24 protein-coding genes are annotated in these 26,800 nt (G+C 70.5%); 11 read left to right on the top strand and 13 right to left on the bottom strand.

Annotated features, from left to right (window positions below):
- Window positions 1-98 precede the first annotated feature (98 nt).
- From DN069_RS16855 to DN069_RS16870, 4 genes are all read left to right on the top strand, one after another.
- Window positions 99-1,103 (top strand): ABC transporter ATP-binding protein, encoded by a 1,005-nt coding sequence (locus DN069_RS16855; RefSeq protein ID WP_424556290.1) that lies wholly within the window; start codon window positions 99-101, stop codon window positions 1,101-1,103.
- Entirely contained in the window at window positions 1,100-1,891 is a 792-nt protein-coding gene (locus tag DN069_RS16860) for an ABC transporter permease (protein ID WP_111501823.1), read from the top strand. The genes DN069_RS16855 and DN069_RS16860 overlap by 4 nt, the downstream gene beginning before the upstream one ends.
- 59 nt (window positions 1,892-1,950) lie before the next feature.
- Complete coding sequence (locus DN069_RS16865) at window positions 1,951-2,559, top strand: hypothetical protein (RefSeq protein WP_111501824.1); 609 nt, start codon at window positions 1,951-1,953, stop codon at window positions 2,557-2,559.
- A 61-nt stretch (window positions 2,560-2,620) separates the two neighbouring features.
- Entirely contained in the window at window positions 2,621-3,520 is a 900-nt protein-coding gene (locus DN069_RS16870; protein WP_111501825.1) for an MBL fold metallo-hydrolase, read from the top strand.
- Between the two features lie 8 nt (window positions 3,521-3,528).
- Here DN069_RS16870 and dnaE read toward each other — a convergent pair whose 3' ends face one another.
- On the bottom strand, window positions 3,529-7,086 hold the full coding sequence (gene dnaE, locus DN069_RS16875; RefSeq protein ID WP_111501826.1) for a DNA polymerase III subunit alpha: 3,558 nt from the start codon (window positions 7,084-7,086) through the stop codon (window positions 3,529-3,531).
- 132 nt (window positions 7,087-7,218) lie between these two features.
- Between dnaE and DN069_RS16880 the strand changes: the two genes are divergently transcribed.
- Window positions 7,219-8,232 carry a mechanosensitive ion channel family protein gene (locus DN069_RS16880; protein ID WP_111501850.1) on the top strand — a complete coding sequence of 338 codons (1,014 nt, stop codon included), beginning with the start codon at window positions 7,219-7,221 and terminating at the stop codon, window positions 8,230-8,232.
- Between the two features lie 41 nt (window positions 8,233-8,273).
- Here the strand turns inward: DN069_RS16880 and DN069_RS16885 are convergent, their stop codons facing one another.
- The gene (locus tag DN069_RS16885; RefSeq protein WP_111501827.1) at window positions 8,274-9,236 is read right to left on the bottom strand and encodes a DMT family transporter; all 963 of its coding nucleotides are present in this window, start codon (window positions 9,234-9,236) and stop codon (window positions 8,274-8,276) included.
- Window positions 9,237-9,333: 97 nt separating this feature from the next.
- Between DN069_RS16885 and DN069_RS16890 the strand changes: the two genes are divergently transcribed.
- Complete coding sequence (locus DN069_RS16890) at window positions 9,334-9,816, top strand: Lrp/AsnC family transcriptional regulator (protein ID WP_111501828.1); 483 nt, start codon at window positions 9,334-9,336, stop codon at window positions 9,814-9,816.
- Here the strand turns inward: DN069_RS16890 and DN069_RS16895 are convergent.
- The 4 genes from DN069_RS16895 to DN069_RS16910 all read right to left on the bottom strand — a co-directional run bounded on the left by DN069_RS16895 (window position 9,800) and on the right by DN069_RS16910 (window position 14,365).
- The gene (locus tag DN069_RS16895; protein WP_424556291.1) at window positions 9,800-11,224 is read right to left on the bottom strand and encodes an amino acid permease; all 1,425 of its coding nucleotides are present in this window, start codon (window positions 11,222-11,224) and stop codon (window positions 9,800-9,802) included. The genes DN069_RS16890 and DN069_RS16895 overlap by 17 nt on opposite strands.
- Window positions 11,225-11,312: 88 nt before the next feature.
- A complete protein-coding gene (locus DN069_RS16900) occupies window positions 11,313-12,902 on the bottom strand; it encodes a Na+/H+ antiporter (protein ID WP_111501830.1) in 1,590 nt (529 codons plus the stop codon).
- Window positions 12,903-12,945: 43 nt separating this feature from the next.
- Window positions 12,946-13,368 carry a GNAT family N-acetyltransferase gene (locus tag DN069_RS16905; RefSeq protein WP_111501851.1) on the bottom strand — a complete coding sequence of 141 codons (423 nt, stop codon included), beginning with the start codon at window positions 13,366-13,368 and terminating at the stop codon, window positions 12,946-12,948.
- 58 nt (window positions 13,369-13,426) lie between these two features.
- Window positions 13,427-14,365, bottom strand: coding sequence for an RluA family pseudouridine synthase (locus DN069_RS16910; protein WP_111501831.1), 939 nt, complete (start codon window positions 14,363-14,365; stop codon window positions 13,427-13,429).
- 209 nt (window positions 14,366-14,574) lie between these two features.
- On the opposite strand from DN069_RS16910, the gene DN069_RS16915 reads away from it, so the two are divergent.
- The 3 genes from DN069_RS16915 to DN069_RS16925 are packed head-to-tail and all read left to right on the top strand — an operon-like array spanning window position 14,575 to window position 17,265.
- A complete protein-coding gene (locus tag DN069_RS16915) occupies window positions 14,575-15,519 on the top strand; it encodes an ABC transporter substrate-binding protein (RefSeq protein ID WP_111501832.1) in 945 nt (314 codons plus the stop codon).
- Window positions 15,520-15,559: 40 nt separating this feature from the next.
- A complete protein-coding gene (locus DN069_RS16920; protein WP_341538477.1) occupies window positions 15,560-16,501 on the top strand; it encodes an amino acid ABC transporter permease in 942 nt (313 codons plus the stop codon).
- Window positions 16,498-17,265, top strand: coding sequence for an amino acid ABC transporter ATP-binding protein (locus tag DN069_RS16925; RefSeq protein ID WP_111501833.1), 768 nt, complete (start codon window positions 16,498-16,500; stop codon window positions 17,263-17,265). The genes DN069_RS16920 and DN069_RS16925 overlap by 4 nt, the downstream gene beginning before the upstream one ends.
- A gap of 57 nt (window positions 17,266-17,322) precedes the next feature.
- Here the strand turns inward: DN069_RS16925 and lspA are convergent, their stop codons facing one another.
- Complete coding sequence (gene lspA, locus DN069_RS16930; protein WP_243639333.1) at window positions 17,323-17,862, bottom strand: signal peptidase II; 540 nt, start codon at window positions 17,860-17,862, stop codon at window positions 17,323-17,325.
- A 167-nt stretch (window positions 17,863-18,029) separates the two neighbouring features.
- Window positions 18,030-18,506, bottom strand: a complete 477-nt coding sequence (locus DN069_RS16935) for a TraR/DksA family transcriptional regulator (protein ID WP_341538478.1) — start codon at window positions 18,504-18,506, stop codon at window positions 18,030-18,032.
- A 667-nt stretch (window positions 18,507-19,173) separates the two neighbouring features.
- Between DN069_RS16935 and ileS the strand changes: the two genes are divergently transcribed.
- Together ileS and DN069_RS16945 are read left to right on the top strand one after the other, a co-directional pair.
- Window positions 19,174-22,311, top strand: coding sequence for an isoleucine--tRNA ligase (gene ileS, locus DN069_RS16940; protein ID WP_111501835.1), 3,138 nt, complete (start codon window positions 19,174-19,176; stop codon window positions 22,309-22,311).
- A 2-nt stretch (window positions 22,312-22,313) separates the two neighbouring features.
- Window positions 22,314-22,847, top strand: coding sequence for a HutD/Ves family protein (locus tag DN069_RS16945; protein WP_111501836.1), 534 nt, complete (start codon window positions 22,314-22,316; stop codon window positions 22,845-22,847).
- Window positions 22,848-22,916: 69 nt separating this feature from the next.
- Here the strand turns inward: DN069_RS16945 and DN069_RS16950 are convergent, their stop codons facing one another.
- The 5 genes from DN069_RS16950 to DN069_RS16970 all read right to left on the bottom strand — a co-directional run bounded on the left by DN069_RS16950 (window position 22,917) and on the right by DN069_RS16970 (window position 26,631).
- Window positions 22,917-24,080 (bottom strand): DivIVA domain-containing protein, encoded by a 1,164-nt coding sequence (locus DN069_RS16950; RefSeq protein WP_111501837.1) that lies wholly within the window; start codon window positions 24,078-24,080, stop codon window positions 22,917-22,919.
- Window positions 24,081-24,126: 46 nt separating this feature from the next.
- Entirely contained in the window at window positions 24,127-24,411 is a 285-nt protein-coding gene (locus tag DN069_RS16955; protein WP_111501838.1) for a YggT family protein, read from the bottom strand.
- Window positions 24,412-24,438: 27 nt separating this feature from the next.
- The gene (locus tag DN069_RS16960) at window positions 24,439-25,038 is read right to left on the bottom strand and encodes a cell division protein SepF (RefSeq protein ID WP_111501839.1); all 600 of its coding nucleotides are present in this window, start codon (window positions 25,036-25,038) and stop codon (window positions 24,439-24,441) included.
- 127 nt (window positions 25,039-25,165) lie between these two features.
- Window positions 25,166-25,903 (bottom strand): YggS family pyridoxal phosphate-dependent enzyme, encoded by a 738-nt coding sequence (locus DN069_RS16965; protein WP_424556292.1) that lies wholly within the window; start codon window positions 25,901-25,903, stop codon window positions 25,166-25,168.
- The gene (locus DN069_RS16970; protein WP_111501840.1) at window positions 25,900-26,631 is read right to left on the bottom strand and encodes a purine nucleoside phosphorylase YfiH/LACC1 family protein; all 732 of its coding nucleotides are present in this window, start codon (window positions 26,629-26,631) and stop codon (window positions 25,900-25,902) included. Before DN069_RS16970 ends, DN069_RS16965 begins: the two co-directional genes overlap by 4 nt.
- Window positions 26,632-26,800 lie beyond the last annotated feature (169 nt).

A 26,800-nucleotide genomic window follows, 5' to 3' on the forward strand; every position in this document is an offset into this window, starting at 1 on the left:
GTCCGCCCCCGTACGACGGTAGGTCGCGGGCGGCGTAGGCTCTACGCGGTCCGGGTCTCCCCCAGCGTGCCCGGACGGTGAGGGAGCACGTGAACACGGTGGCAGCTGAACCGCAGGCGGCGACGGCCGCCCCCGCGACCGCCATCTGCTGCGCGGTGCGGGACGTGGTGAAGACCTACCGCGTCGGCCGCGGCGCCGGGGCCACCCGGGTGCGGGCCAACGACGGGATCTCGCTGGAGGTCCGCCGCGGCGAGGTGTTCGGTCTGCTCGGCCCGAACGGCGCCGGCAAGTCCACCCTGGTCCGCCAGCTCACCGGCCTGCTGCGGCCGGACTCGGGCGGCATCGAGATCCTCGGCCACGACATCGTCCGCCACCCCGACCGGGCCGCACGGCTGCTCGCCTACCTCGGCCAGGAGTCGACGGCGCTGGACGAGCTCACCGTCCGCCTCGCCATCGAGACCACCGCCCGGCTGCGCGGCCTGCCGACCGCGCTCGCCCGCGCCGCCACCGCGGACGTGATCGACGAGCTGGCGCTGGGCCCGCTCGCCCACCGTCCGCTGGCCAAGCTCTCCGGCGGCCAGCGCCGGCTGGCCTGCTTCGGCGCCGCGCTGGCCGGGCCGCGTCCGCTGCTGGTCCTGGACGAGCCGACCACCGGCATGGACCCGATCGCCCGTCGCTCCGTCTGGTCCGCTGTCGACCGCCGCCGCGATCAGGACGGCGCGACGGTGCTGCTGGTCACCCACAACGTCATCGAGGCCGAGACGGTGCTGGACCGGGTCGCGGTCGTCGACGAGGGCCGGGTCATCGCCTGCGACACCCCCGGCGGCCTCAAGGCCATGGTGGACGGCTCCGTCCGGCTCGACCTGGTCTGGCGCGACGGGGCCCCGACCGCGATCCCGCTGGTCGCCGCGCTGGCCGGCCGCTCGGCCGTCAACGGCCGCCGCTGGACCGTGCGCACCGACCCGGACGAGGCCCGCGAGCTGGTCGCCCAGGTGACCGCCGGACCGGCCTTCGCGGCGCTCGACGACTTCTCCCTCTCCACGCCCAGCCTGGAGGACGTCTACCTGCTGCTCGGCGGCCGGCACGAGGGGCTGGAGAAGTGAGCGACACCGCCCTCCTCGACGAAGCGCAGCCCCTCGCCCCGCGCGCGAGCCTGCTGCCCTCCCTCGGCGCCGTCTACCGCGCCCAGCTCTCCCGGGCCAGGGTGGCCCGGATCCCGCTGATGTTCGTGGCCACCTTCCAGTCCCTCGGCATCCTGGTGATGATGCGCGGCGTGGTCGGCGCCCACGACACGGAGGCGGCCCGCGACGTGGTCGCCGGCTCGGCGGTGCTGGTCGTCGCTTTCGTCGCGCTGAACCTGTTCGCCCAGTACTTCGGCAGGCTGCGCGCCACCGGGGGCCTCGACCACTATGCGACACTGCCGGTCCCGGCCGCGTCCGTGGTGCTGGGCACGGCGGCGGCCTACGCCTCCTTCACCGTGCCGGGCACGCTGGTGACCGCGGCCGTGGGCTGCGCGCTGTTCCAACTGCCGTGGGTGCACGTGTGGATCGTGCTGGCGGTGATCCCGCTCGCGGGCGCGGCGCTGGCCGGGGTCGGCGCCGCGCTGGGTCTGCTGGCGCCGAAGCAGGAGATCGCGACGCTGCTGGGCCAGCTCGGCATGTCGGCGGCGCTGCTGCTCGGCGTGCTGCCGGCCAGTCACATGCCGACGCCCGTCCAGTGGCTGCGCGACCTGCTGCCCTCGACCTACGGCGTCGAGGCCTTCGCCCGCACCTTCACGGCGCGGCCGGACTGGGCGGTCGTCGCCGCGGACCTCGCCGTCTGCGCGGTGGTGGGCGTGCTGTCGCTGGCGCTCTCCACCTGGGCCTACCGCAAGGCCGCGACGCGCGCCTGAGCGCCGTCGGTCGCGGGTCCGTCCGCGCGGCGGCCGGACGGACGTGCGACCATGTCCCGGTGACCGCACCCAACAGCCCCGAGGGCCCCAGCCACCCGCCGTCCGCACCTCCGGTTCCCCCCGGAGCGGGTCCGGAGTGGCACGCCCCCGCCGAGTCCGCGCGCCCGCGGCCCGACCTGCGCCGCGAGATCCTGATCGGTCTCGCCCTGGTCCTCGGTTCGGCTGTCGTCGGTCTCCTCTTCGGCCTGCTGTGGCACGCCATGGCTCCTCGGGTCCCGCTCTACTCCGACGGCACCGCGGTCTACCTGCGCGACCCCGAGGGCGAGCAGCAGATCGCCGCGGACGGCGTCTTCGCCCTCATCGGCGCCTGCTTCGGCATCCTGGCGGCGGCACTCTCCTACGTCCTCACCCGCCGCCGCGGCGCGGGCCTGGCGGTGCCCGTCGGACTCACCCTCGGCGGGCTGGCGGCGGGCTGGGTCGCCTGGCAGCTGGGCGTCCACCTCGGCCAGCAGGACATCCTCACGCTGGCGAAGCAGGTCCCGACGAACACCGACTTCTCCCGTCCGCTGGCGCTGGGCGCGAAGACCGCGATCGTGGCCTGGCCGATGGCGGCACTGCTGACCTTCCTCGGCGCGACGACACTCTTCACCCCGAAGGACGACCAGTAGTCCCGTCCGCTGCCCCGAAGGGCGTTGTGACGCCGGATCAGCAGGGGTTAGCGTCGGTGGCATGATCACTGACCGGGAGCAGACCTTCAAGCTGGGCGACGTGGAGATCGTGCGCGTCGTGGAGTGGGCCGGGCCGCACCTGCCCGGCCCGCAGTTGGTGCCGGGCACACCCGCGGAGCTGTGGGAGCGGAACGCCGACTGGCTGGCGCCGGACCACCTCGAGCGCGACAGCGGCCGGGCCGTGCTCGCCGTGCAGACCTGGGTGCTGCGCAGCGGCGGACGGACCGTGCTGGTGGACACCGGCGTCGGCAACGGCCGGGAGCGGCCGAGCGTGCCGCTCTTCCACCGGCGGGAGGGCGACTTCCTGGACCGGCTGGCACGCGCCGGGGTCCGGCCGGAGGACGTCGACGTCGTCGTGAACACCCACCTCCACGCCGACCACGTCGGGTGGAACACCACCGACGTGGACGGGGAGTGGGTGCCGACCTTCCCGAACGCCCGCTACCTGCTGCCGGCCGCGGACCACGCCCACTACGGCCCCGAGGGCGGCTACGCCGGCGGGCGACGCCCGGACGACCGCCTGATCTTCGAGGACAGCGTGGCGCCCGTCGCCCGCGCCGGGCAGCTGGAGCTGTGGGAGGACGCCCACCGCATCGACGAGCACCTGACCCTGGAGCCGGCTCCCGGCCACAGCCCCGGCTCCTCCGTGCTGCGGCTCACCTCCGGCGGGGACCGCGCGGTCTTCGTCGGCGACCTGCTGCACAGCCCGGTGCAGCTGCTCGACCCCGCCCACAACAGCTGCTTCTGCCTCGACCAGGCCGCCGCGGCCGCGACCCGCCGCCGGATCCTGGAGCGGGCCGCGGACCTACGGGAGCTGGTCGTCCCGGCGCACTTCGGCGGCAGCGGCGTGGTCGAGGTCCGACGGGAGGGCGACGGCTTCCGGGCGGCCGCTCACGGCTGAGGCCTGTTTCAGACGGTCGCCCACGCTCCGGCGCCCAGCATGCCCTTGATGTCGCTGGCGAAGCCGTTGTCCGGGTCCACCAGGAAGCCCAGTTCGAAGAGCACGCTGCGCGAGTGACCCTCCATCAGCAGCCGGACCGGGACGTCGCCCGGGTGGGCCCGCAGGGCGCGCTTGAGCTCGGCGACCAGCTGGGCGTTGATCTTCCGCTCGTGGATGTTCAGCTGGACCGGCGGCTTGCCGCCGTGCTCCGCGGAGGAGATGTCGAGCATCTGCATCTCCGAGCCGAAGATGCTCAGCGCACCGTCCCGCTCGTTGAGGCGGCCCTTGACCGCGACGACGTTGTCCTCCACCAGCATCTCGCTGAGCAGCAGGTACGTCTTCGGGAAGAACAGCACCTCGACCGAGCCGTCACGGTCGGCCAGGGTGATCAGCGCCCAGGCGTTGCCCGCCTTGTTGATCCGGCGGTCCACCGAGGTGATCAGTCCGGAGAGCTTGACCTCGCCCTCCGTCCGGCCGGAGCCGAGCAGCTCCGCGATCGAGGTGTCGCGGTTGCGCGCGAGGATGTGCTCGGCGCCGTCCAGCGGGTGGCTGGAGACGTAGAGGCCGAGCATCTCCCGCTCGGTGGAGAGCAGGTGCTTGCGCGGCCATTCCTTGTCGTCCAGGACGAAGTCCAGGCCGATGGTCGGGGCGTCGTTGCCGTCGTCGATCGCGCCGAAGAGGTCGTCCTGGCCGATCGCGGCCTGCTTCTTGACGCCGATGACGGCGTCGATCGCGTTCTCCGCCACGGCGACCAGTCCGCGCCGGGTGTGGTTCAGCGAGTCGAACGCGCCGGCCTTGATCAGCGAGTCGACGGCGCGCTTGTTGCAGACCGGCAGCTCGACCTTGTCCAGGAAGTCGGCGAAGGTGACGTACTTGCCCTTGGCCTTGCGGGTCTCCACCAGCGAGTCGATGACGTTCTCACCGACGTTGCGGATGGCCTTGAGGCCGAAGCGGACGTCCTCGCCGACGGCGGTGAAGTCGGTGACGGACTCGTTGATGTCCGGCGAGAGCACCCGGATGCCCTGGGCGCGGGCGTCGGCCAGGTAGATCGCCATCTTGTCCTTGTCGTCGCCGACGGACGTGAGCAGCGCGGCCATGTACTCGGCCGGGTAGTTGGCCTTGAGGTACGCGGTCCAGTAGGAGACCAGGCCGTACGCGGCGGAGTGCGACTTGTTGAAGGCGTAGCCGGCGAACGGGACCAGCACGTCCCACACCGCCTGGATCGCCTCGTCCGAGTAGCCGCGCTCCTTGCAGCCCGCGTGGAAGGGGACGAACTCCTTCTCCAGGACCTCCTTCTTCTTCTTGCCCATGGCTCGGCGGAGCAGGTCGGCCTGTCCGAGGCTGTAGCCGGCCAGCACCTGCGCGGCTCGCTGCACCTGCTCCTGGTAGACGATCAGGCCGTAGGTGGGGCCGAGGACGTCCTTGAGCGGCTCCTCCAGCTCCGGGTGGATCGGGGTGATCTCCTGCTGGGCGTTCTTGCGCAGCGCGTAGTTGGTGTGCGAGTTCATGCCCATCGGGCCCGGCCGGTACAGCGCCGAGACGGCGGAGATGTCGGCGAACTCGGTGGGCTTCATCAGGCGCAGCAGCGCGCGCATGGGACCACCATCGAGCTGGAACACGCCCAGGGTGTCGCCGCGCGCCAGCAGCTGGAAGGTGACCGGATCGTCCAGCGGGATCTCGTCGCAGTCGACGTCGACGCCCCGGTTGGCCTTGATGATCTTGATGCAGTGATCGATGATGCCCAGGTTCCGCAGACCCAGGAAGTCCATCTTGATCAGGCCCATGGCTTCGCACGACGGGTAGTCGAAGCCGGTGATGATGGTGCCGTCCTTGTCCCGCATGTGCAGCGGGATCAGGTCCAGCAGCGGGGCCGAGGAGAGGATCACGGCCGCGGCGTGCACGCCGGTGCCGCGGATCAGGCCCTCGATACCCATGCCCGTGTCGATGATCTTCTTGACGTCGGGCTCGTTCTCGTACAGGGCGCGGATCTCGGTGCCCTCGTTGTAGCGCGAGTGCGAGGAGTCGAAGAGGTCCTTGAGCGGGACGCCCTTGCCCATCACGTCCGGCGGCATCGCCTTGGTGATCTTGTCGCCCATGGCGAAGGGGTAGCCGAGGATGCGGGACGAGTCCTTGACGGCGGCCTTGGCCTTGATGGTGCCGAAGGTGTTCACCTGGGCGGTGTACGCGGCGCCGTACTTCTCGCTGACGTACCGCACCATCTGGTCGCGCTGGCGGTCGTCGAAGTCGATGTCGACGTCCGGCGGGTTGATGCGCTCGGGGTTGAGGAAGCGCTCGAACAGCAGGTCGTGCTCGATCGGGTCGAGCTGGGTGATGCCGGTCAGGTAGGCGACCATCGAGCCGGCGGCGGAACCACGGCCGGGGCCGACGGGGATGCCGTTGTCGCGGGCGTGCTGGCAGATGTCCGCGACCACGAGGAAGTAGGAGGAGAAGCCCATCGGGTCGATGACGGACATCTCCAGCTCGATCCGGTCGAGCACGTCCTGGCCGGGGTCGTCGCCGAAGCGCCGCTTGAGGCCCTCGCCGATCTTCTGGCGCAGGTAGGAGACCTGCGTCTCGCCCTCGGGCACGTCGAACTGCGGCATCCGGTCGACGAAGTCGAAGACCTCGTCGTAGGGCTCGATCATCGACTCGACGAGGAGGGTGTTGTCGCACGCCTCCGGCAGCTCGGCGAAGAGCTCGCGCATCTCCTCGGCGGTCTTCAGGTAGTAGCCGGAGCCGTTGAACTTGAAGCGGTTCGGGTCGTCCTTGTTCTTGCCGACGCCGATGCAGAGCAGGTTGTCGTGCGCGTCCGCCTGGTCGGCGGTGACGTAGTGCGAGTCGTTGGTGGCCAGGAGCGGGATTTTCAGGTCCTTGGCCAGGCGCAGCAGGTCCTGGCGGACGTCGCGCTCGATGCCGAGCCCGTGGTCCATCAACTCCAGGAAGTAGTTCTCCCTGCCGAAGATGTCCTGGTACGCGGCGGCTGCCGCGACGGCCTCCTCGTACTGCCCGAGGCGGAGCCTGGTCTGCACCTCGCCCGAGGGGCAGCCGGTGGTGGCGATGATGCCCTCGGCGTGCTGGGCGATCAGCTCGCGGTCCATCCGGGGCTTCATGTAGTAGCCCTCGATGGAGGCGAGCGAGCTCAGCCGGAACAGGTTGCGCAGCCCGCCCGCGTTCTTGGCCCACATCGTCATGTGGGTGTACCGGCCACCACCGGAGACGTCCTTGCCGCCCTCACCACTGGCGTCCCCGCCGGCCATCCGGCCGCCCTGCTGGCCCCAGAAGGTCTGCTTCTTGTGGGTGCGGCTGCCCGGCGCGACGTAGGCCTCGATGCCGATGATCGGCTTCACCGGGTGCTTCTTGGCGATCTGGAAGAACTCGTACGCGCCGAACATGTTGCCGTGGTCGGACATCGCGATCGCGGGCATGCCCTGCCGCTCGACCTCGGCGAACATCTTGCCGTTCTTCGCGGCCCCGTCCAGCATCGAGAACTCAGTGTGAACATGCAGGTGAACGAAGCTGTCGGCCACGGCGGACAGAACTCCCTCGGGCAGAAGGCGGCGGGGTGGATAGGGCAACACTAATCCCTCCCGTGCCGAGACACGCCGGGAGTTGCACGGTGGCCGACCCGGTATGTTAACAAATCGGATATGTCCTGGAAGGTGACTGTCCAACTGATCACCGTGGCGCTGACCATCGGCCTCACGCTGCTCATCGGCTGGTTGGTCGACAAGGCGCTCCAGCGGATCGCCGTGCGGCACCCCGAGACGACGGTCTGGCCGCTGCTGCGGCGCTGCCGGATCCCGCTGCAGCTCGTCGTCTGCCTCTCCCTGCTGCTCGCCAACGCGCCGCTGGCGCAGTTGTTCACGTCCTCGGCCGGGGACGTGCGGCACGGACTGCTGCTGGCGCTGATCGCGTCCGTCGGCTGGCTGGCGAACCGGGTCCTCGCGGCCGTGCTGTCCGCGGTCTTCGCCCGCTACCGCGAGCTCAGCGACGACCCGTCACGGGTCCAGCGCGTGCGCACCCAGGTCAATCTGCTGCGCCGGGCGACCGGCGCGCTGGTCGCGCTGATCACCGTCGGCGCGATGCTGCTGACCTTCCCGGAGATGCGCGCCGTCGGGGCTTCACTGCTGGCCTCGGCCGGCCTGATCGGCGTCGTCGCCGGCATCGCGGCCCAGAGCACCCTGGGCAACTTCTTCTCCGGCCTGGTCATCGCCTTCGGCGACCTGGTCCGGATCGGCGACACCGTGGTGGTCGAGCAGCAGCAGGGCACGGTCGAGGAGATCACCCTCGCCTACCTCGTGGTCCGCCTCTGGGACCAACGCCGCCTGGTCGTCCCGGTCTCCTACTTCGTCAGCCGCCCCTTCGAGAACTGGACCCGCACCGACACCCACACCACCGGCTGGGTGCTGCTCCACCTCGACCACACCACTCCGGTCCCGGAGCTGCGCGCGGAGTTCCACCGCCTGCTGCTCGACAGCAAGGAGTGGGACGGCCGCGACTGGAGCCTGGTCGTCTTCGACACCACCCCGTCCACCATCGTCGTCCGCGCCACCATGACGGCCCGCAACCCCGACGACGCCTACACCCTCAAGTGCGCCGCCCGCGAACACCTCCTCGCCTGGCTCCGCGACCACCACCCGGGAGCGCTGCCGCGCGTGCGCACGGGCGAGTAGCCGGGACGAGGCCGGGCGGACAGGGCACCCGAGCAGCCACGTCAACTGACGTCGCGTCGGTTGGCCAGCATCACGCCCGCCGCGACGAGGGCGGTGCCGGCGAGGACGGGAAGGGTCAGGGGTTCGGCGAGGAGGGGGACGGCGGCCGCGGCGGTGAGGACGGGGCTGAGGCTGCCGACGGTGGTGCAGCGTTCGGGGCCGAGGCGGCGGATCGCGGTGGCGTAGAAGAGGCCGGAGCAGATGCCGGTGCCGACGCCCTGCACCAGGAGGAAGGCGAGCACGTCGCGCGGCGCGGCGTGGGAGGGGTGGGTGAGGAGCGTGCTCGGCAGGACGCCGGCCAGGCCCGCCGGCGCGATGAGGACGAAGGTGGGGACGCAGAGCAGGCCCATCGAGGCGACGGGGTCCAGCGAGATCTCTCGGAGCCCGACGGTGTAGACGGCCCAGAGGCCGCTGGCGAGCAGCAGCAGGCCCACGCCACCGAGGGTGCGCCCGTCGACGCCCGCGAGGTCGGGCCCGACCAGGGCGAGTGCGCCCAGGCCGATGAGGGTGAGGCCGATGGCCTGGAGGCCGCGCGGGACGCGGCCGCCGCGGGCGGCGAGGGCCGCGACGAAGAGCGGGACCATGCCCGGCACCAGCGCGCCGACGAACGCGGCCGAGGTCAGCGCGCCGCCGTAGGTCGCGGCCAGGTAGAACGGGACGCCGCCGCCGAGGACGATCTTCGCCACGGGTGCCCAGCGCAGGCCGGTCGCCCGCGTGAAGCGGTCCCGCCGACGCCACAGTGCCGGGGCGAGCACCAGCGCCGGCAGCCCGAAGCGGATCAGCGCCGCGTCCGCCGGGCGCAGCGAGGAGGAGGCGAGCGCCCGGTCACTGAGCGCGAAGGCGCTCCACAGGCAGACCGTCGCCACCAGCGCGAGGACGCCGAGCGGGTCGGCCACCCCGCGCCCGGCCGGGCGAAGGACTCCGGCGGCAGGCGCGGGCGCGGCGGGAACCGTGGTCTGGGACATATGGCAATGCTATGGCGACAGTCAGGGCATACGATTGCCAATCATGCCTCCAGAGACCGCTCAAGGGGCAGAATCTGCCACAGGAGGCATGAGAACCATGGACACCGTCGATCGGGAGATCATCCGCGAGCTGCAGGAGGACGGCCGACTGACCAACCAGGAGCTGGCCGACCGGGTCCGCCTCTCCCCCTCCCCCTGCCTGCGGCGGGTGCGCCGGCTCGAGGAGGCGGGGGTCATCGAGGGCTACACGGCCCTGGTGGACCAGTCCGTCTTCGGGCTGCCCGTCACCGCCTTCGTGCGGATCCGGCTGGAGCAGCACAACGCCGCGCTGGTGCGGGCCTTCGAGGAGCACGTCCAGCGGATCGACCACATCCAGGACTGCTACCTGATGGCGGGCAGCACCGACTACCTGCTCCGGATCGTCGTCGAGGACCTGCAGGCCTACGAACGCCTGGTCCGCACCCGCCTGCACGCGATCCCCGGCATCGCCTCGATCGACACCGAGTTCGCGTTCGGCAGCGTCAAGCACACGCGGGTCTTCCCGCAGCCGGTGCCTTCCCGTCTCAGTCCCGACGCCTGATGGCGTACCAGCCGGCCGTCAGGGCGCCGGCGATGGGGATGATGAGGGCGACGGTCCAGCGGCCGACGTCCCCGCCCTGGACACCCATCTCGACGACCACGAAGACCAGGAACGCGATCGTGACGATCTCGACCCAGGGGGAGCCGCCGAGGCGGTAGGAGGGGCGTTCGGCATGGCCGGCCCTGGCGCGGCGGACGAAGAGGGCGTGGCAGACCATGATCATGATCCAGGTGGAGATGACGCCCAGCGAGGCGATGTTGACCACGATGTCGAAGGCCTCGCCCGGCAGCCAGGCGTTGAGCGCGACACCGATCAGCGCGAAGCCCGCGGTGAAGAAGATGCCGCCGTAGGGGACGGCGCGGGCGCTCATCTTCCCGGTGAACTTGGGCGCGGAGCCGGCCGCGGCCAGCGAGCGCAGGATGCGGCCGGTGGAGTACAGGCCGGAGTTGAGGCTGGACATGGCCGCCGTCAGCACGACGGCGTTCATGATGCCGCCGATGGCGGGCACGCCCATCTTGGAGAAGACCGTCACGAACGGGCTCTCGCCCGCGTGGTAGGCCGACCACGGCAGCAGCATGACGAGCAGCACCACCGAGCCGACGTAGAACAGCGCGATCCGCCAGGTGATCGAGTTGATCGCCTTCGGCACCACCTTGGCCGGCTCGGCCGTCTCGCCGGCCGTGATGCCGACCATCTCGATGGCGGCGTAGGCGAAGACCACGCCCTGCAGCACGATCACCATCTGCGCCACGCCGTGCGGGAACCAGCCGCCGTTGTCGCTGATCATGTGGAGCCCGGGCGTCTGCCCGGCGATCTTGTGCTGGGTGGCGAGCAGCACGATGCCCACGATCAGGAAGACCACGATCGCCGCGACCTTGATGATCGCGAACCAGAACTCCATCTCGCCGAAGAGCCGGACCGAGATCAGGTTGACCGAGACGACCACGGCCAGCGCGATCAGTGCCAGCAGCCACTGCGGCACCGAGGTGAAAGCGCCCCAGTAGTGCACGTAGAGCGCGACGGCGGTGATGTCCGCCATGCCGGTGGTCGCCCAGTTGAGCACGTACATCCAGCCGGCGACGTACGCGCCCTTCTCGCCGAGGAACTCGCGGGCGTAGCTGACGAACGAGCCCGACGAGGGCCGGTGCAGCACCAGCTCGCCCAGGGCCCGCACGACCAGGAAGGCGAAGACGCCCGCGATCGCGTAGGAGATCGCCAGGGACGGCCCGGCGATGGCGAGCCTGCCGCCGGCGCCGAGGAAGAGCCCGGTACCGATCGCGCCGCCGATGGCGATCATGCTGATGTGACGCGGCGCCAGGGACTTCGCGTAGCCGGCGTCGCCGGCGTCGTCGAGGTCGATCTCGCCGGGGACGCCCTTGGTCCCGGTCTTGGTCAGGTCCTTGCTCACGGTGCGCAGGAGCCCCTTTCGTGCGGGTCCTCATGAGCATAAAGGGGGATTAAGGCGGTCTGTACCACTCCCCGCGGCCCGCCGCGCCTCAGCGCTCGCTGCGCAGATCGAGCCGACGGATCACGCGGTCGACCAATTCCGGGTCAGCACCGGGTTCCGTGCGGGCCGCCTGCATCTCCTCCCGCGAGGCCGCGAGCATTTCGGACTCCACCCTGCGCAAGGTCTTCACGGCCTTCACCCGCTGCTTCCACTCCTCGCGCTGCTGCTCGTCGTAGAGATCGGGCCGGCTGCGGGCCAGCCGGTCGACCTGACGCTGCTTCAGCCGGTCGACCAGTTCCTCCGGCAGCTCCTCGCCCGCGGCCATCTCCTTGAGCCGCATCAGCCCGGCCCGGGAGGCCCGGTACCACAGGCGGCGCTCCTCGTGGTCCTCGGCGTCCTGGTCCCGGCTGAGCCCCAGCCAGCGCACCACCAGCGGCAGCGTCATGCCCTGCACCACCAGCGTGAAGATGACCACGGAGAAGGCGATGAAGACGATCTCGAAGCGCAGCGGGAAGGCCTTGCCGCCGTGCACAGTGAACGGGATGGCGAGCGCCAGCGCGACCGAGGCCACCCCGCGCATCCCCGCCCACCACAGCACCACGGTCTCGCGCCAGCCGAGCGGGGTCACCTCCTCGCGGCGGCCGAGCCTCCGGTCCAGCCAGGCGGCGAACCAGGAGCCGGGCAGCAGCCACAGGAACCGGACGCCGACCACGACGACGATGACCAGGGCCGCGTCCCCGATCATCGAGGGCCAGCTGCTACCGACCTCGTGCAGCACGCTGGACCACTCCAGGCCGATCAGCCCGAAGGCCATGCCGGAGATCAGCAGCTCGACCACGTCCCAGAACGCGGAGCCGACCAGCCGGAAGGAGACGTCGTCGGCGCCGACCGCGCGGTCGTTGATCCACAGCGCGCAGACCAGCACCGCCAGCACGCCGGAGCCGTGCAGCTGGTCGGCGAGCACGTAGGCCGCGAACGGGACCAGCAGGCTGAGCCCGACCTGCAGCGTGGCGTCGCTGAGCAGCTCTATGGCCTTGCCGCTCAGCCAGCCGATGCCGACACCGAAGACGACGGCCAGCACGGCCGACAGCAGCAGCCGCAACGCGGCGTGCACGGTGGAGAACTGACCGGTCACCACGGCGTCGATGGCCAGCGCGTAGACGACCAGCGCGGTGACGTCGTTGAAGAGACCCTCGGTCTCCAGGATGCCGAGCAGGCGACGCGGCAGGCCGACGCTGGAGGCCACCGCCGCGGCCGCGATCGGGTCGGGCGGGGAGATCAGCGCGCCCAGCGCGACGGCCGCCGCCACCGGCATGGCCGGGGTGATCCACTGCATGGCGCCGGCCACCGCCACGGTGGTGAGCAGCACCAGCGCCACGGCCAGCAGCAGGATCACCCGGGCGTTCTGCCGGTAGTAGCGCGCCGTGGAGCGCTGCGCGGACGCGTAGATCAGCGGCGGCAGCACCAGCGGCAGGATCAGGTCCGGCTCGATGCTGATGTTCGGCACGAACGGCAGCAGCGCCAGCACGATGCCGATCAGGGTCATCAGCACGGGCTGCGGCACCCGGATCCGCTCGGCGATCGGGGTGCTGATGATGGCGCAGAGAAAGACCGTGAAGAGAAGAGTCAGCTGCGCCACAAATGCATCATGCCAGACCTCACGGTCGGGCCAGACCTAACAGTCAGACCAGACGCTTCAGCATACTTCGGTGCGGAATTCCAGCATCCGGGTATTCCTCGCCAAAGGCGACATATCCCAGCCGTTCGTAGAAGCCGAGGGCCGCCACCTGGGCGTGCAGTTCCAGCTCCACGCCGCCGTGTTCGCGCCCCGCCGCCTCGATGGCCCGCACCAGCGCGGCCCCGAGCCCGGTACCGCGCGCCTGCTGACGGACCGCCAGCCGGCCGAGCAGCACGACGCCCTCACGACCCGTCTCGGCCAGCGCCTGCGGACCATGGATCAGCCGACCGGTGCCGAGCGGCGTGCCCTCGGCGTCACGTGCGAGCACGTGCACGCTGGTCGCGTCGAGCTCGTCGTACTCGAGCTCGACGGGAACGTTCTGCTCCTCGACGAAGACCTCGTGGCGGACCGCGCGGACATCGGGCATGTCCGCCTCGGTCGCCACCTCGATCGAGACGTCGGTCGAGACGTCGCTCGAGACGTCCTCAGCTCTCGGCACTGATGATCTCCAGGGCGCGGGCCAGGTCGGCCGGGTACTCGCTGCGGAACTCGACCCACTCCCCCGTCGCCGGGTGCTCGAAGCCGAGCGAGACGGCGTGCAGCCACTGCCGGGTCAGGCCCAGGCGCTTGGCCAGGGTCGGGTCGGCGCCGTAGGTGAGGTCACCGACGCAGGGGTGGCGCAGCGCGGACATGTGGACGCGGATCTGGTGGGTGCGGCCCGTCTCCAGCTTGATGTCCAGCAGCGAGGCGGCGCGGTAGGCCTCGATCAGGTCGTAGTGGGTGACCGACGGCTTGCCGCCGGCGACCACGGCCCACTTCCAGTCGCTGCTGGGGTGGCGGTCGATCGGCGCGTCGACGGTGCCGGACAGCGGGTCCGGGTGGCCCTGGACCAGCGCGTTGTAGCGCTTCTCCGGCACCCGGTCGCGGAACTGCTGCTTGAGCGAGGTGTAGGCCTGCTCGGACTTGGCGACGACCATCAGGCCGGAGGTGCCGACGTCCAGGCGGTGCACCACGCCCTGGCGCTCGGCGGCGCCGGAGGTGGAGATGCGGTAGCCCGCCCCGGCGAGGCCGCCGATGACGGTGGGACCGGTCCAGCCCGGGCTCGGGTGCGCGGCGACGCCGACCGGCTTGTCCACGAGGACGAAGTGCTCGTCGTCGTAGACGATCTTCATGTCGTCGATCTTCTCCGCGACGATCTGCACCGGCGCCGGCGGCGCCGGGATCTCGACCTCCAGCCAGGCTCCGGCGGTGACCCGCTCGGACTTGCCGACCTCGGCACCGTCCACGGTGACCTTGCCCTCGGCGGCCAGCTCGGCGGCCTTCGTGCGGGAGAAGCCGAACATGCGGGCGATCGCGGCGTCGACGCGCTCGCCTTCGAGGCCGTCGGGCACGGGCAGGGCGCGGATCTGGGGAACGGTGCTCACCGTAACGAGTATGCCGCATCGGGCCCGCCCTCCCGGACCCGCGAGCCGCGCTGCGAGCTGCGGCTTGTTATCTGATTTTGACCCAACTGTGCAGCCGAACACACTCTCGGCAGTGAGAGGATGCGGTCTCAATTCACGCGGGGGCGGGACGCATAACGGTGTGCAGGCCGTCCTCGGCGCGTTCATACATCGCAGGAGGACCCACCCTCATGGCTCGTTCCGTCTCGCAGCGTCTCCTCCTCGCCGGCTCCGTCGCCGTGGCCGGCTCCCTGATCCTCACCGGCTGCGGCAGCTCCAAGATCGGCGGCGGCTCCGGTGCCGCGCCCAACGCCTCGCAGTCGGTGAACGCGGAGGGCGCCGACTCGGCGCTCGCGGCCATGGTCCCCGCCGCCCTGAAGACCAAGGGCACCGTCCTCATCGCCACCGACTCCACCTACGCGCCGTCCGAGTTCAAGGACGCGAGCGGCAACATCGTCGGCATGGACGTCGACCTCGGCAACGCGATCCTGAAGAAGCTGGGCCTCAAGGCCCAGTGGCAGAGCGCCGACTTCGGCAGCATCCTCGGCGGCATCACCGCCAAGAAGTACGACCTGAGCCTCTCCTCCTTCACCGACACCAAGGCCCGCGAGCAGCAGGTCGACCTGGTCGAGTACTACAACGCGGGCGAGGCCATCGCCACGCTGGCCGGCAACCCGGACAAGCTGAGCGGCCAGGCGTCCGACCTGTGCGGCATCAAGGTCTCGGTGCAGACCAACACCACCGAGTCGCAGGAGATCGCACAGACCATCAACCCGGCCTGCAAGAAGGCCGGCAAGGCCGAGGTCCCGGGCAACGGCGACCAGTTCAACGCGCAGACGGACGCCACCTCGGCGCTGATCGCCAAGCGCGACCAGGCGATGATGGCCGACTCCCCCGTCGTCGACTACGCCGTCAAGCAGAGCAACGGCCAACTGGTCAAGATCGGCCAGAACTACAACAGCGCTCCCTACGGCATCGTCGTGCCCAAGGGCGACGGCCAGATGGCGCAGGCCATCCAGGGCGCGATCAAGGACCTCATCAACGACGGCACCTACCTGCAGATCCTGAAGAAGTGGGGTGTCGACTCCGGCGCGCTCACCACGGACAAGGTCCTCATCAACGCCGCCACCAGCTGATCCTCCCCGTCCCTCCCACGTACGTAAGGCAGAGAGAATCGTGACGATTCCTCAGGACACGGCGCCCCCGGACCGGGGGCGCCCGGAGGAGATCCGGGCCGTCGCCGTCCGTCACCCCGGCCGCTGGGTCGCCGTCGCCGTCATCGCGGTGCTCGCGGCGATGCTGGTCCACCTGCTGGTCTCGAGCAAGGTCCTGCAATGGGACGTCGTCGGCCAGATCTTCACCTACCAGACCGTGATCGCCGGCCTCGGGCGGACGCTGCTGCTGACCGTGCTCGGCATGGTCATCGGCATCGTCGGCGGTGTGCTGCTGGCCGTCATGCGGCTGTCGCACAACCCGGTACTGTCCGGAGTCTCCTGGCTCTTCATCTGGGTCTTCCGCGGCACCCCGCTGCTGGTCCAGCTGTTCTTCTGGTTCTTCCTGGGCGCGCTGGTCCCGACCATCGGGCTCGGCATACCCTTCGGCCCGACCTTCGTCTCATGGAGCTACAACTCCCTGGTCGGGCTGTTCACCGCGGCCACGCTGGCGCTCGGTCTCAACGAGGCCGCCTACATGGCCGAGATCGTCCGCGCCGGCATCCTCTCCGTCGACGAGGGCCAGACCGAGGCGGCCTCCTCGCTGGGCCTCACCTACGGGCAGTCGCTGTGGCGCATCGTGCTGCCGCAGGCCATGCGCGTGATCATCCCGCCGACGGGCAACGAGGCCATCTCGATGCTCAAGAACACCTCGCTGGTGTCGGCCATCGCCCTGGAGGACCTGACCCGGGCCGGCCAGGACATCGCCAACCGGACCCTGTACGAGATCCCGGCGCTGGTCGCGATCAGTCTCTGGTACCTGCTGCTGACCTCGGTCATGTCCGTCGGCCAGTACTACGTGGAGCGGTACTACGCCCGCGGCGCCAACCGCGTGCTCCCCGAGACGCCCTGGCAGAAGGTCCGCAGGAACGTGCTGCGCCTGGGGCGCGTCGGAGGTGCCGCATGACCGTCCAGCCCATGGTCCGCGCCGAGCAGGTGCACAAGTCCTACGGTCCGGTCGAGGTGCTCAAGGGCATCGACCTGCAGGTCGAGCAGGGCCAGGTGTTCTGCCTGGTCGGCCCGTCCGGCTCGGGCAAGTCCACCTTCCTGCGCTGCATCAACCACCTGGAGAAGATCAACGCCGGCCGGCTCTACGTCGACGGCGAGCTGGTCGGCTACCAGGAGCGGGGCGGCAAGCTGCACGAGCTGCCCGACCGGGTGGTGGCGCAGAAGCGCCGCGACATCGGCATGGTCTTCCAGCGGTTCAACCTGTTTCCGCACAAGACCGCGCTGGAGAACATCACCGAGGCGCCGACCCAGGTCAAGAAGCTGCCGAAGGCGCAGGCCCGCGAGCAGGCCATGGAGTTGCTGAACCGGGTCGGGCTGGCCGACAAGGCCGGCAACTACCCCTCCCAGCTCTCCGGCGGCCAGCAGCAGCGCGTCGCGATCGCCCGCGCGCTGGCGATGGAGCCGAAGCTGATGCTCTTCGACGAGCCCACCTCGGCGCTCGATCCGGAGCTGGTCGGCGACGTGCTCGACGTCATGCGGGGCCTGGCGGAGGACGGCATGACCATGATCGTGGTCACCCACGAGATGGGCTTCGCCCGTGAGGTCGGCGACGCGCTGGTCTTCATGGACGAGGGCGTGGTCGTCGAGTCCGGCCACCCGCGCGAGGTCCTGACCAACCCGCAGCACGAACGGACCAGGGCCTTCCTGTCCAAGGTGCTGTAAGGCTCACGGAAAGCGAAGGGGCGCCGGGCCGAGCCGGGCGCCCCTTCGCGTGTCAGATCACTTGTCGCGGTGGACGCTGCCGTCCGGGTTGGTGCCCAGGAAGGAGAGGAGCACCACCAGGATGCCGCCGCAGACGATGGCCGAGTCGGCCAGGTTGAAGACGGCGAAGTGCTTGACCGAGATGAAGTCGACGACCGCGCCGCGGAACAGGCCCGGCGAGCGGACGATCCGGTCGGTCAGGTTGCCGAAGGCGCCGCCGAGCAGCAGGCCGAGCGCGATCGCCCAGGGCAGGCTGTAGAGGCGGCGGGCCAGCCGGATGATCACCACGATCACGGTGGTCGCGATGAGCGTGAAGACGACGGTCAGCGCCGCGCCCATGCCGAAGGCCGCACCGGGGTTGCGGATCACGGTGAACTGCACCCAGTCGCCGATCAGCCGGATCGCGTCCTTGTGCTCCAGTTGCGCCACGACCAGCAGCTTGCTGCCGAGGTCGAGCAGGTAGGCGAGCAGGGCGACGCTCAGCAGCACGCCGATGCGGCGCTTGCGCACGTCGGACGTGGACGCAGTCGTCTCGTCCGCCGTCGGCTCCGACGTCACGTCCGTCGCGTCCTCGTCCGAGGCGGGAGCGGCGGCCTCGGCGTTCTGGTGACCCTGGGTACTGATGATGCGCTCCGCGTGACCGGTTCGGTTGGGCTGTCGCCGTCGAGGGTACGGCACGCCATACCCCAGGCGCGGCTCGGGGCCGCACCCGGGGGGCGCTGTTTCTAGCGGCGTTCCTGCTTCTGCTTGCACTCCACGCAGAGCGTGGCGCGCGGGAAGGCCTGCACCCGGGCCTTGCCGATGGCCTTGCCGCAGGACTCGCAGAGCCCGAACTGCGGACCGGCCAGGCGCAGCAGCGCGCGCTCGGTCTGGGCGAGCATGTCGCGGGCGTTGGCCGCCAGCGAGAGCTCGTGCTCGCGCGAGATGTTCTTGGTGCCGGCGTCGACCTGGTCGTCGCCCGCGCCGTCGCCAGAGTCCCGCATCAGGCCGCTGACGGCCTCCTCGGCGGTGTGGATCTCCGCCCGCAGCTCCGCGGCCTCGGCCGTGAGCTCGGACTGCAGCTCCATGACCTCCTCGGCCGTCCACGGGTCCTCACCGGGGCGGACCGGGAGCGCCGCCGGGTCCAGCCGTGCGCCCGTCGCCTGGTGGGTGGCCTGGTGCGCGGTCCGGGTGGCGGCGGTCGTCGTCTTGTTGCGCGTCACGATGCTCTCCCCCGGGTCGCCCACGGACACTCCGGCGCGGCGTGTCCCGCCAGCTCGGCTCCTTGCCTTGTCCGCCATTCCCTCGACCCCTTCGTGCATGACTGACCGGCCTTCTGTCGGTGCCGGAACGATAAACCGTGGCGAAAGCCACCACAACGGGACATACCGGAGTAGGTCCCTTCCACTCGTCCGGCTGCACCAGCGCGGTTGCCCGGGCCGCGTGGTCCTCGCAGCATGTAGGACGACTGGACGATGGAAGTTGTGCCCAGAACGTGACGCGATAATCGCCCGGTGTGTCCGTTACCGGCGCGTCACCGCGCAGGGGGCGCGCGCGGGAGTGCAGGAAATCACCTTGCCGCGCCCTATAGACTGCTGGCAGCAAGGCGTGGATGGGGACGAGTACCGCCGCACGCAGCCGATAGAGACCCGGGGACGGTGGAAGCCCGGGGGTGTGCGCAGCGGGAAGATCACCCCGGAGCCGCCGGAGGAAAGACACCCGGTGTCGTCGGGTGTCGAGTAGAGCCGGCCGCTGACCCCAATGAGGGGGCCGTACGAGTGTCGTTCGTCAGGCACAGTCTCGTACGGTCAAGGAGGGTGGTACCGCGGGGCCCGTTCGGCCTCGTCCCTCCGTCGGAGACAGCAGTGGAGCCGTTCCGCCGGAGGAAGCATGACCGCGCAGTATCGCGCCGTACCCGCCCAAGTCGACCTGCCCGCGCTCGAGCACCAGATCCTCTCCTTCTGGCAGGACAGCAAGATCTTCGAGCGGAGCCTCGCGCAGTCCGAGGGCCGCCCGGAGTGGGTGTTCTACGAGGGCCCGCCCACCGCCAACGGCATGCCCGGCGCCCACCACATCGAGGCACGCGTCTTCAAGGACGTCTTCCCCCGTTACCGGACCATGAAGGGCTACCACGTCGCCCGCAAGGCCGGCTGGGACTGCCACGGTCTGCCCGTCGAGCTGGCCGTCGAGAAGGAGCTCGGCTTCTCCGGCAAGCAGGACATCGAGGCCTACGGCATCGCCGAGTTCAACGCCAGGTGCCGCGAGTCCGTGACCCGCCACACCGACGCGTTCACCCGGCTGACGCAGCGTATGGGCTACTGGGTGGACCTCGACGACGCCTACCGCACGATGGACCCGGACTACATCCAGTCGGTGTGGTGGTCTCTGAAGCAGATCTTCGACAAGGGCCTGCTGGTGCAGGACTTCCGCGTCGCCCCGTGGTGTCCGCGCTGCGGCACCGGCCTGTCCGACCACGAGCTGGCCCAGGGCTACGAGACGGTCGTCGACCCCTCCGTCTACGTCCGCTTCCCGCTGACCGGCGGCCCGCTGGCCGGCCAGGCCTCACTCCTGGTCTGGACGACGACCCCGTGGACGCTGGTCTCCAACGTCGCCGTCGCCGCCCACCCCGAGGTCGGCTACGTCGTCGCCACCGACGGCACCGAGCGTGTCGTCGTCGCCGAGCCGCTGGTCGAGAAGTCCCTCGGTGAGGGCTGGAGCACCACCGGCGAGCGCTTCACCGGCAAGGAGATGGAGCGCTGGACCTACCAGCGCCCGTTCGAGCTGGTCGACGTCGACGGCGAGGCGCACTACGTCGTCAACGCCGACTACGTCACCACCGAGGACGGTACGGGTCTGGTCCACCAGGCGCCCGCCTTCGGCGCCGACGACCTCGCGACCTGCCGCGTCTACGGCCTGCCGATGGTCAACCCGGTCCGCGCCGACGGCACCTTCGAGGAGTCCGTCCCGCTGGTCGGCGGCGTCTTCTTCAAAAAGGCCGACGAGGCGCTGACCGCGGACCTCAAGGAACGCGGCCTGCTCTTCCGTCATGTCGCCTACGAGCACAGCTACCCGCACTGCTGGCGCTGCCACACCGCGCTGCTCTACTACGCGCAGCCGTCCTGGTACGTACGCACCACCGCCGTCAAGGACGCCCTGCTGCGCGAGAACGAGCGCACCAACTGGCACCCGGAGACGGTCAAGTACGGCCGCTTCGGCGACTGGCTGAACAACAACATCGACTGGGCGCTCAGCCGCAACCGCTACTGGGGCACCCCGCTGCCGATCTGGCGCTGCGAGGACGACCACCTCACCTGCGTCGGCTCGCTGGCCGAGCTCTCCGAGCTCACCGGCACCGACCAGAGCGGCCTCGACCCGCACCGCCCGTTCATCGACGACGTCACCTTCGCCTGCCCGAGCTGCGCGAAGACCGCCGTCCGCGTGCCCGAGGTCATCGACGCCTGGTACGACTCGGGCTCCATGCCGTTCGCCCAGTACGGCTACCCGCTGAAGAACCAGGAGCTGTTCGAGAAGCGCTACCCGGCGCAGTTCATCTCCGAGGCCATCGACCAGACCCGCGGCTGGTTCTACACCCTCATGGCCGTCGGCACGCTGGTCTTCGACCGCTCCTCGTACGAGAACGTCGTCTGCCTCGGCCACATCCTGGCCGAGGACGGCCGCAAGATGTCCAAGCACCTGGGCAACATCCTGGAGCCCATCGAGCTGATGGACACCAACGGCGCGGACGCGGTGCGCTGGTTCATGGCCGCCGGCGGCTCGCCCTGGTCCGCGCGGCGCGTCGGCCACAGCACGATCCAGGAGGTCGTCCGCAAGACGCTGCTGACCTTCTGGAACACCGTCGCCTTCCAGGCCCTCTACGCCCGCACCGCGGGGTGGGCCCCGTCCGCGTCGGACCCGACGCCCGCCGACCGGCCGATGCTCGACCAGTGGGTGCTCAGCGAGCTCAACACCCTGGTCCGGGACGTGGACGCGGCGCTGGAGGCGTACGACACCCAGCGGGCCGGCAAGCTGCTGTCCTCCTTCGTCGACGACCTCAGCAACTGGTACGTGCGCCGTGGCCGCCGCCGCTTCTGGCAGGGCGAGCCGGCCGCGCTGGCGACGCTGCACGAGGCCCTGGAGACGGTCACCCGGCTGATGGCCCCGCTGACCCCGTTCATCACCGAGCGGGTCTGGCAGGACCTGGTCGTCCCGGTCGTCCCCGACGCCCCCGAGTCCGTCCACCTGGCGACCTGGCCGGTCGCCGACGCGTCACTGATCGACCCGGCGCTGTCGCGGCAGATGGCGCTGGTCCGCCGCCTGGTGGAGCTGGGCCGCGCGACGCGCGCCGACTCCGGCGTCAAGACGCGTCAGCCGCTGTCGCGCGCGCTGGTCTCCGCGCAGGGCTACGAGGAGCTCCCGGCGGAGCTCCTCGCGCAGATCGCGGAGGAGCTCAACGTCACCGCGATCGAGTCGTTGGCCGAGGTCGGCGGCTCGCTGGTCGACACCACCGCCAAGGCCAACTTCCGTGCCCTGGGCAAGCGGTTCGGCAAGGGCGTGCAGGACGTCGCCAAGGTCGTCGCCGCCGCGGACGCGGCCGCGCTGTCGGCCGCGCTGCGCGCGACCGGCACCGCCTCGGTCGAGGTCAACGGCGAGCAGGTGGAGCTCACGCCGGAGGACGTGATCATCACCGAGACCCCGCGCGAGGGCTGGGCCGTCGCCAACGAGGCCGGCGCCACCGTCGCCCTCGACCTGCACATCACCCCGGAGCTGCGCCTCGCGGGCGTCGCCCGCGACGCCATCCGGCAGGTGCAGGAGGCCCGCAAGAACTCCGGCCTGGAGGTCTCGGACCGGATCGTGCTCCGCTACGTCGCTTCCGCCGACGAGACGGCCGAGGCCCTCACCACCCACGGCGCGCTGCTCGCGGACGAGGTCCTCGCGACCGACTTCGCGGCCGGCGAGGCGGACTGGGCCGACGCCACGCCGTTCGCGGACGAGGCGCTGGGGCTCACGTTCTGGCTGCGCAAGGCCTGAACATGACGACCCTTCAGGTACTCCGCGCCGCCGACCGCGTGGCCAGTCCCTGGAAGAACGGCGGCGGCGTGACCCGCGAGGTCGCGTCGTCGCCGTCGGGGGCGGCCGACTTCGACTGGCGCGTCAGCCTGGCCGACGTCGCCGACGGGGGCCCCTTCTCCGTCTTCGAGGGCATCGACCGCGTCATCACCGTCGTGGTGGGAGAGGGCATGGCCCTCACCGTCGACGGGGTCGAGACCGTCGTCGCCGAGCGGTACCGGCCGTTCGCCTTCTCCGGGGACGCGACCACGGGCTGCCGCCTGCTCGGCGGCCCGCTGGTCGACTTCAACGTGATGACCCGCAGGGGCGCGGTCTCCGCGGAGGTGCGGTTCGTCCGCGACGGCACCGCCCTGTCGGGCACCACCCTCGCGATCGTCTTCGAGGGCACCGCGACGCTCGACGGCACCGAACTCGGCCCGCTCGACGCGGCCTTGCTGACCGACGGCTCCGCCGCGCTCGACGTCCGCGGCCTGGCCGCCGTCGTGACGTTCTCCTAGCTCCTGGCGACCGCACGCAAAAGGGCCCCGCTCCGGTTTCCCGGAGCGGGGCCCTTCAGCTCGAACGACTCAGTTCTCGTCGTCCTGGTCGATCAGGAACCCACGCATCGGCTGCGGCGCCTGCTGCAGCGGGGGCTGCGGACGGACCGCGGCCATCGGCTGCGTCATCGCGGCCGGGGGCTGCGGCTGGCCGCCGGCCGGCTGGAACGCGTTGCCGCCGAAGGACGGGCCGTTCTGGCCGCCGCCGAAGGACTGCTGGCCGCCGAACGTCTGGTTCCCGCCGAAGGACGGGCCACCCGCGCTCATCGGGGAGGCGCCGACCGGGCTCATCGCGGGCTGGGGCAGGGGAGCAGCCGGCGGAAGCGAGGCCGTGGCCGGGGTCCGCGGCGGCGCGAGGCTGTCGTCCGCCTGGGACTCCAGCTGACGCAGCTGCGTCTCCAGGTACGACTTCAGACGCGTGCGGTACTCACGCTCGAACGCCCGCAGGTCCTCGACCTTGCGCTCCAGCGTGGCGCGGGCCGACTCCAGGGAGCCCATGGCGACGCGGTGCTTCTCCTGGGCGTCCCGCTCCAGCGCGTCCGCCTTGGAACGGGCGTCGCGCTCCAGACCCTCGGCGCGGCTGCGGGCCTCGCCGACGATCTTGTTGGCCTCGGAGCGGGCCTCGGCGATCGCCTGGTCGGCGGTCTGCTGGGCCAGGGCGAGGACGCGCGCAGCGGAGTCGTTGTTCTGCTGCTGCGGCATCATCGGCTGCTGCTGCTGCATGGGGGCGAGACCGCCACCCATGGTGTGGCCCCCCATGGGGCCGCCCATCTGCGGAGCCGGCTGCAGCTGCGGGCCGCCGGGGCCGGGCAGCGCGGGCTGACCGGGGTGGCCCATCTGCTGCTGCATCTGCTGCTGCATGTGCGGCGGCATCCCCTGCTGGGGCATGCCCTGCGGCGGCATTCCCTGCTGCGGGACCGGCGGGCCGGATATGGCAGCGGGCACGGGGGCGCCCGGACGCTGCGGCGGGCCGTCCTGCGGGGCCGGCAGCTCCTTGCGCTGGTTCTGCGCCTGAGCGGCGGCACGAGTCGCTGCGGCCAGCTTGGCGCGCAGGTCCTCGTTCTCGCGCAGGAGGCGGGTCAGCTCGCCTTCCACCTCGTCGAGGAAGGCGTCGACCTCGTCCTCGTCATAGCCTTCGCGGAGGCGGACGGTCGTGAACTGCTTGTTCCGAACGTCCTCGGGGGTCAATGCCATTTCTTCACCTCAACGTGATCGTCGGACATCCGGGCATCTGCGTAGGTCACAGCTGCCCCACGACCTGGATCAAGATCAACACAATGATGATCAGCAGCATGAAGGCAAGGTCGAGGGCTGCGCCCCCGATCCGCACCGGGCGGATCCACCGCCGCAGCAGCTTGAGCGGCGGATCCGTGACGGTGTAGATGCTCTCCAGCACGACGACCATGGCTCGGCCAGGTCGCCAGTCGCGAGCGAAGAACTGGACCCAGTCCATCACCATGCGCGCCAGGAGCAGGACGAAGAAACACATCAGCACGATGTACAGCACCTGCCATACAACGCTCACCGTGTCTCCCCTCGCCCTTCATGCCTGTCAGCTCTGGTTGAAGAACCCGCCCTCGGCGATCCGTGCCTTGTCCTCCGCCGTTACATCGACGTTAGCAGGAGACAGCAGGAACACCTTCTGCGTCACGCGCTCGATGCTGCCGTGAAGCCCGAAGACGAGTCCAGCCGCGAAGTCTACGAGGCGCTTGGCGTCCGTGTCGTCCATCTCCGTGAGATTCATGATCACAGGGGTGTTGTCACGGAAGTGTTCCCCGATGGTACGGGCCTCGTTGTAGGTTCGCGGATGGAGCGTGGTGATGCGGTACGGCTCCCGCTCAGACGCGGTCTTGGACGTGATCACCGGTGCGCTCTTCTCGACGAGACGACGTTCGGGTGTGATGGACGCCACTGGCGCGATGCGCGGCTCGGGCGCCCGCATCGGGGCGACGACCGCCGACGCGGCCACCGGTGCGGCCGCGACCGGAGCGGCCACGGGCGCGGCCGGGCGCGGGACCTCCTCGGTCTGTCCGGTCCGCAGCGGCTCGGGCTCGTGGTCGTAGTCGTCGTCAGGGTCGTAACCCTGGGCGTCGTAGCCATCGTCCTCCACGAGACCGAGGTAGACCGCCATCTTGCGCATTGCGCCGGCCATACTCCTGTCCTCCGCTCTGTGGTGGATCGGCCCGGGAGGTTCTTCGATCCACGGTTCCCCTCCGGTCCCCGGAGAGATTCTGGAATGTCCGGATTTGTTCTCCGGTCTGATCTTCTAACCGGTGACGTTACCGGAGGGTCGGCCGCGCACCCAGTACCGCCGTACCGATGCGCACGTGTGTCGCACCGGCAGCAATGGCTTCTTCCAGGTCTCCTGACATCCCGGCAGAGACCATCGTGGCAGCCGGATGACTCTCCCGTACGCGGGATGCGATTTCCGCGAGCCGGTCGAAAGCGCGGCGTGCGTCGCCCGCATACGGGCCGACCAGCGGCGCCACGGCCATCACCCCGTCAAGTCGCAGGCCAGGAGCGGCTGCTACGGCCTCTGCCAGGGCCTCCACCTCGCTCGGCGCGGCCCCGCCGCGGTGCGCCCCCTCCGGCGTCTCCGACTCCAGCCCGACCTGGATCAGACATCCCAGGTCGGCTCGTCCGGATTTGACCACTTCTGCCGAGAGAGCGTCGACGAGCTTGTGCCGGTCCACGGAATGCACACGGTCGGCGTATCGGAGAACGGAACGGACTTTGTTGGTCTGCAATTGGCCGACGAAATGCCAACTGAGGGGCAGATCCCCGCATTCCTCCGCTTTTGGTGCCGCGTCCTGATCACGGTTCTCGGCGACGTCGGTCACCCCGAGCGAGGCGAGCAGGCGGGTGTCGGAGGCCGGATAGGTCTTGGTGACGACCACCAGGGTCACCTCGTCGCGCGGACGCCCCGCCGCGGCGCAGGCCGCGTCGATACGTGCCTCCACGGCGGCCAGGTTCTCCCGGAGTCGGCCGAGACGCTCCGCGGATGTCAGATCTGTCACTGGGCTGCCTGCCAGATGTAGCTCGCGAGGCGACCGGTCCGCGACGCCCGCCGATAGGAGAAGTGGTCCTCGGACTCGAGGGTGCAGATGTGGGGTTCGTCACGGACCGTCACATCGTGACGGGCCAGCTGGGCGTGGACCCCCGCCGGGATGTCGAGCGCGGGGGTGCCCCAGCTGGTCTCGGCGTACGCCTCGGGCGTCCCCGCGGCCACCTCGGCGCGCAGCGCCTCCGGCACCTCGTAGCACCGCCCGCAGACGCTCGGACCCACGACGGCCTCGATCCGCTCGGCGCCGAGTTCGCGCATCAGCGCCACGACGGTGTCGGCGACGCCCCTGGCCAGCCCCGGCCGGCCGACGTGCGCGGCACCGATGACGCCGGCCTCGGGGTCGGCGAGCAGGATGGGCGTGCAGTCCGCGGTGAGGACGGCAAGCGCGAGGCCCGGGGTCCGGGTGGCGACGGCATCGACGCTCGGCGCCTCGCCGTCTGCCTGCCGTCCGCTCGCGATGAAGCCTTCGGCGCCGTGGACCTGGTTCATCCAGACCACGTCCGCCGCGTCGATCCCGAGGGCCCCCGCCGCGAGCTTCCGGTTCTCCCGCACGGCCGTCGGGTCGTCCCCGACGGCCCCACCGAGGTTCAGCTCGCCGTACGGCTCCGCACTCACCCCGCCCCACCGGTCGGTGAAGGCGGCGTGGACGCCGTGTCCCAGGTCAATCCGCTGGCCGATCATGGGATCACCTTATGGCACACCGGGACACACATCTGGGGCGCGAGATCCTCGCGCCCCAGATGGTGCGACTACCTGCGGGAGCGCAGCGTCACTTCAGGAAATCGGGCACGTCCAGCTCCTCCGCCGTCGCGTCGACGTACGGGGGGCGGGACGGAGCCTGCTGGGGGAC

It is taken from the genome of Streptacidiphilus pinicola (genome assembly GCF_003258295.1).
Taxonomy (GTDB): Bacteria; Actinomycetota; Actinomycetes; order Streptomycetales; family Streptomycetaceae; genus Streptacidiphilus; species Streptacidiphilus pinicola.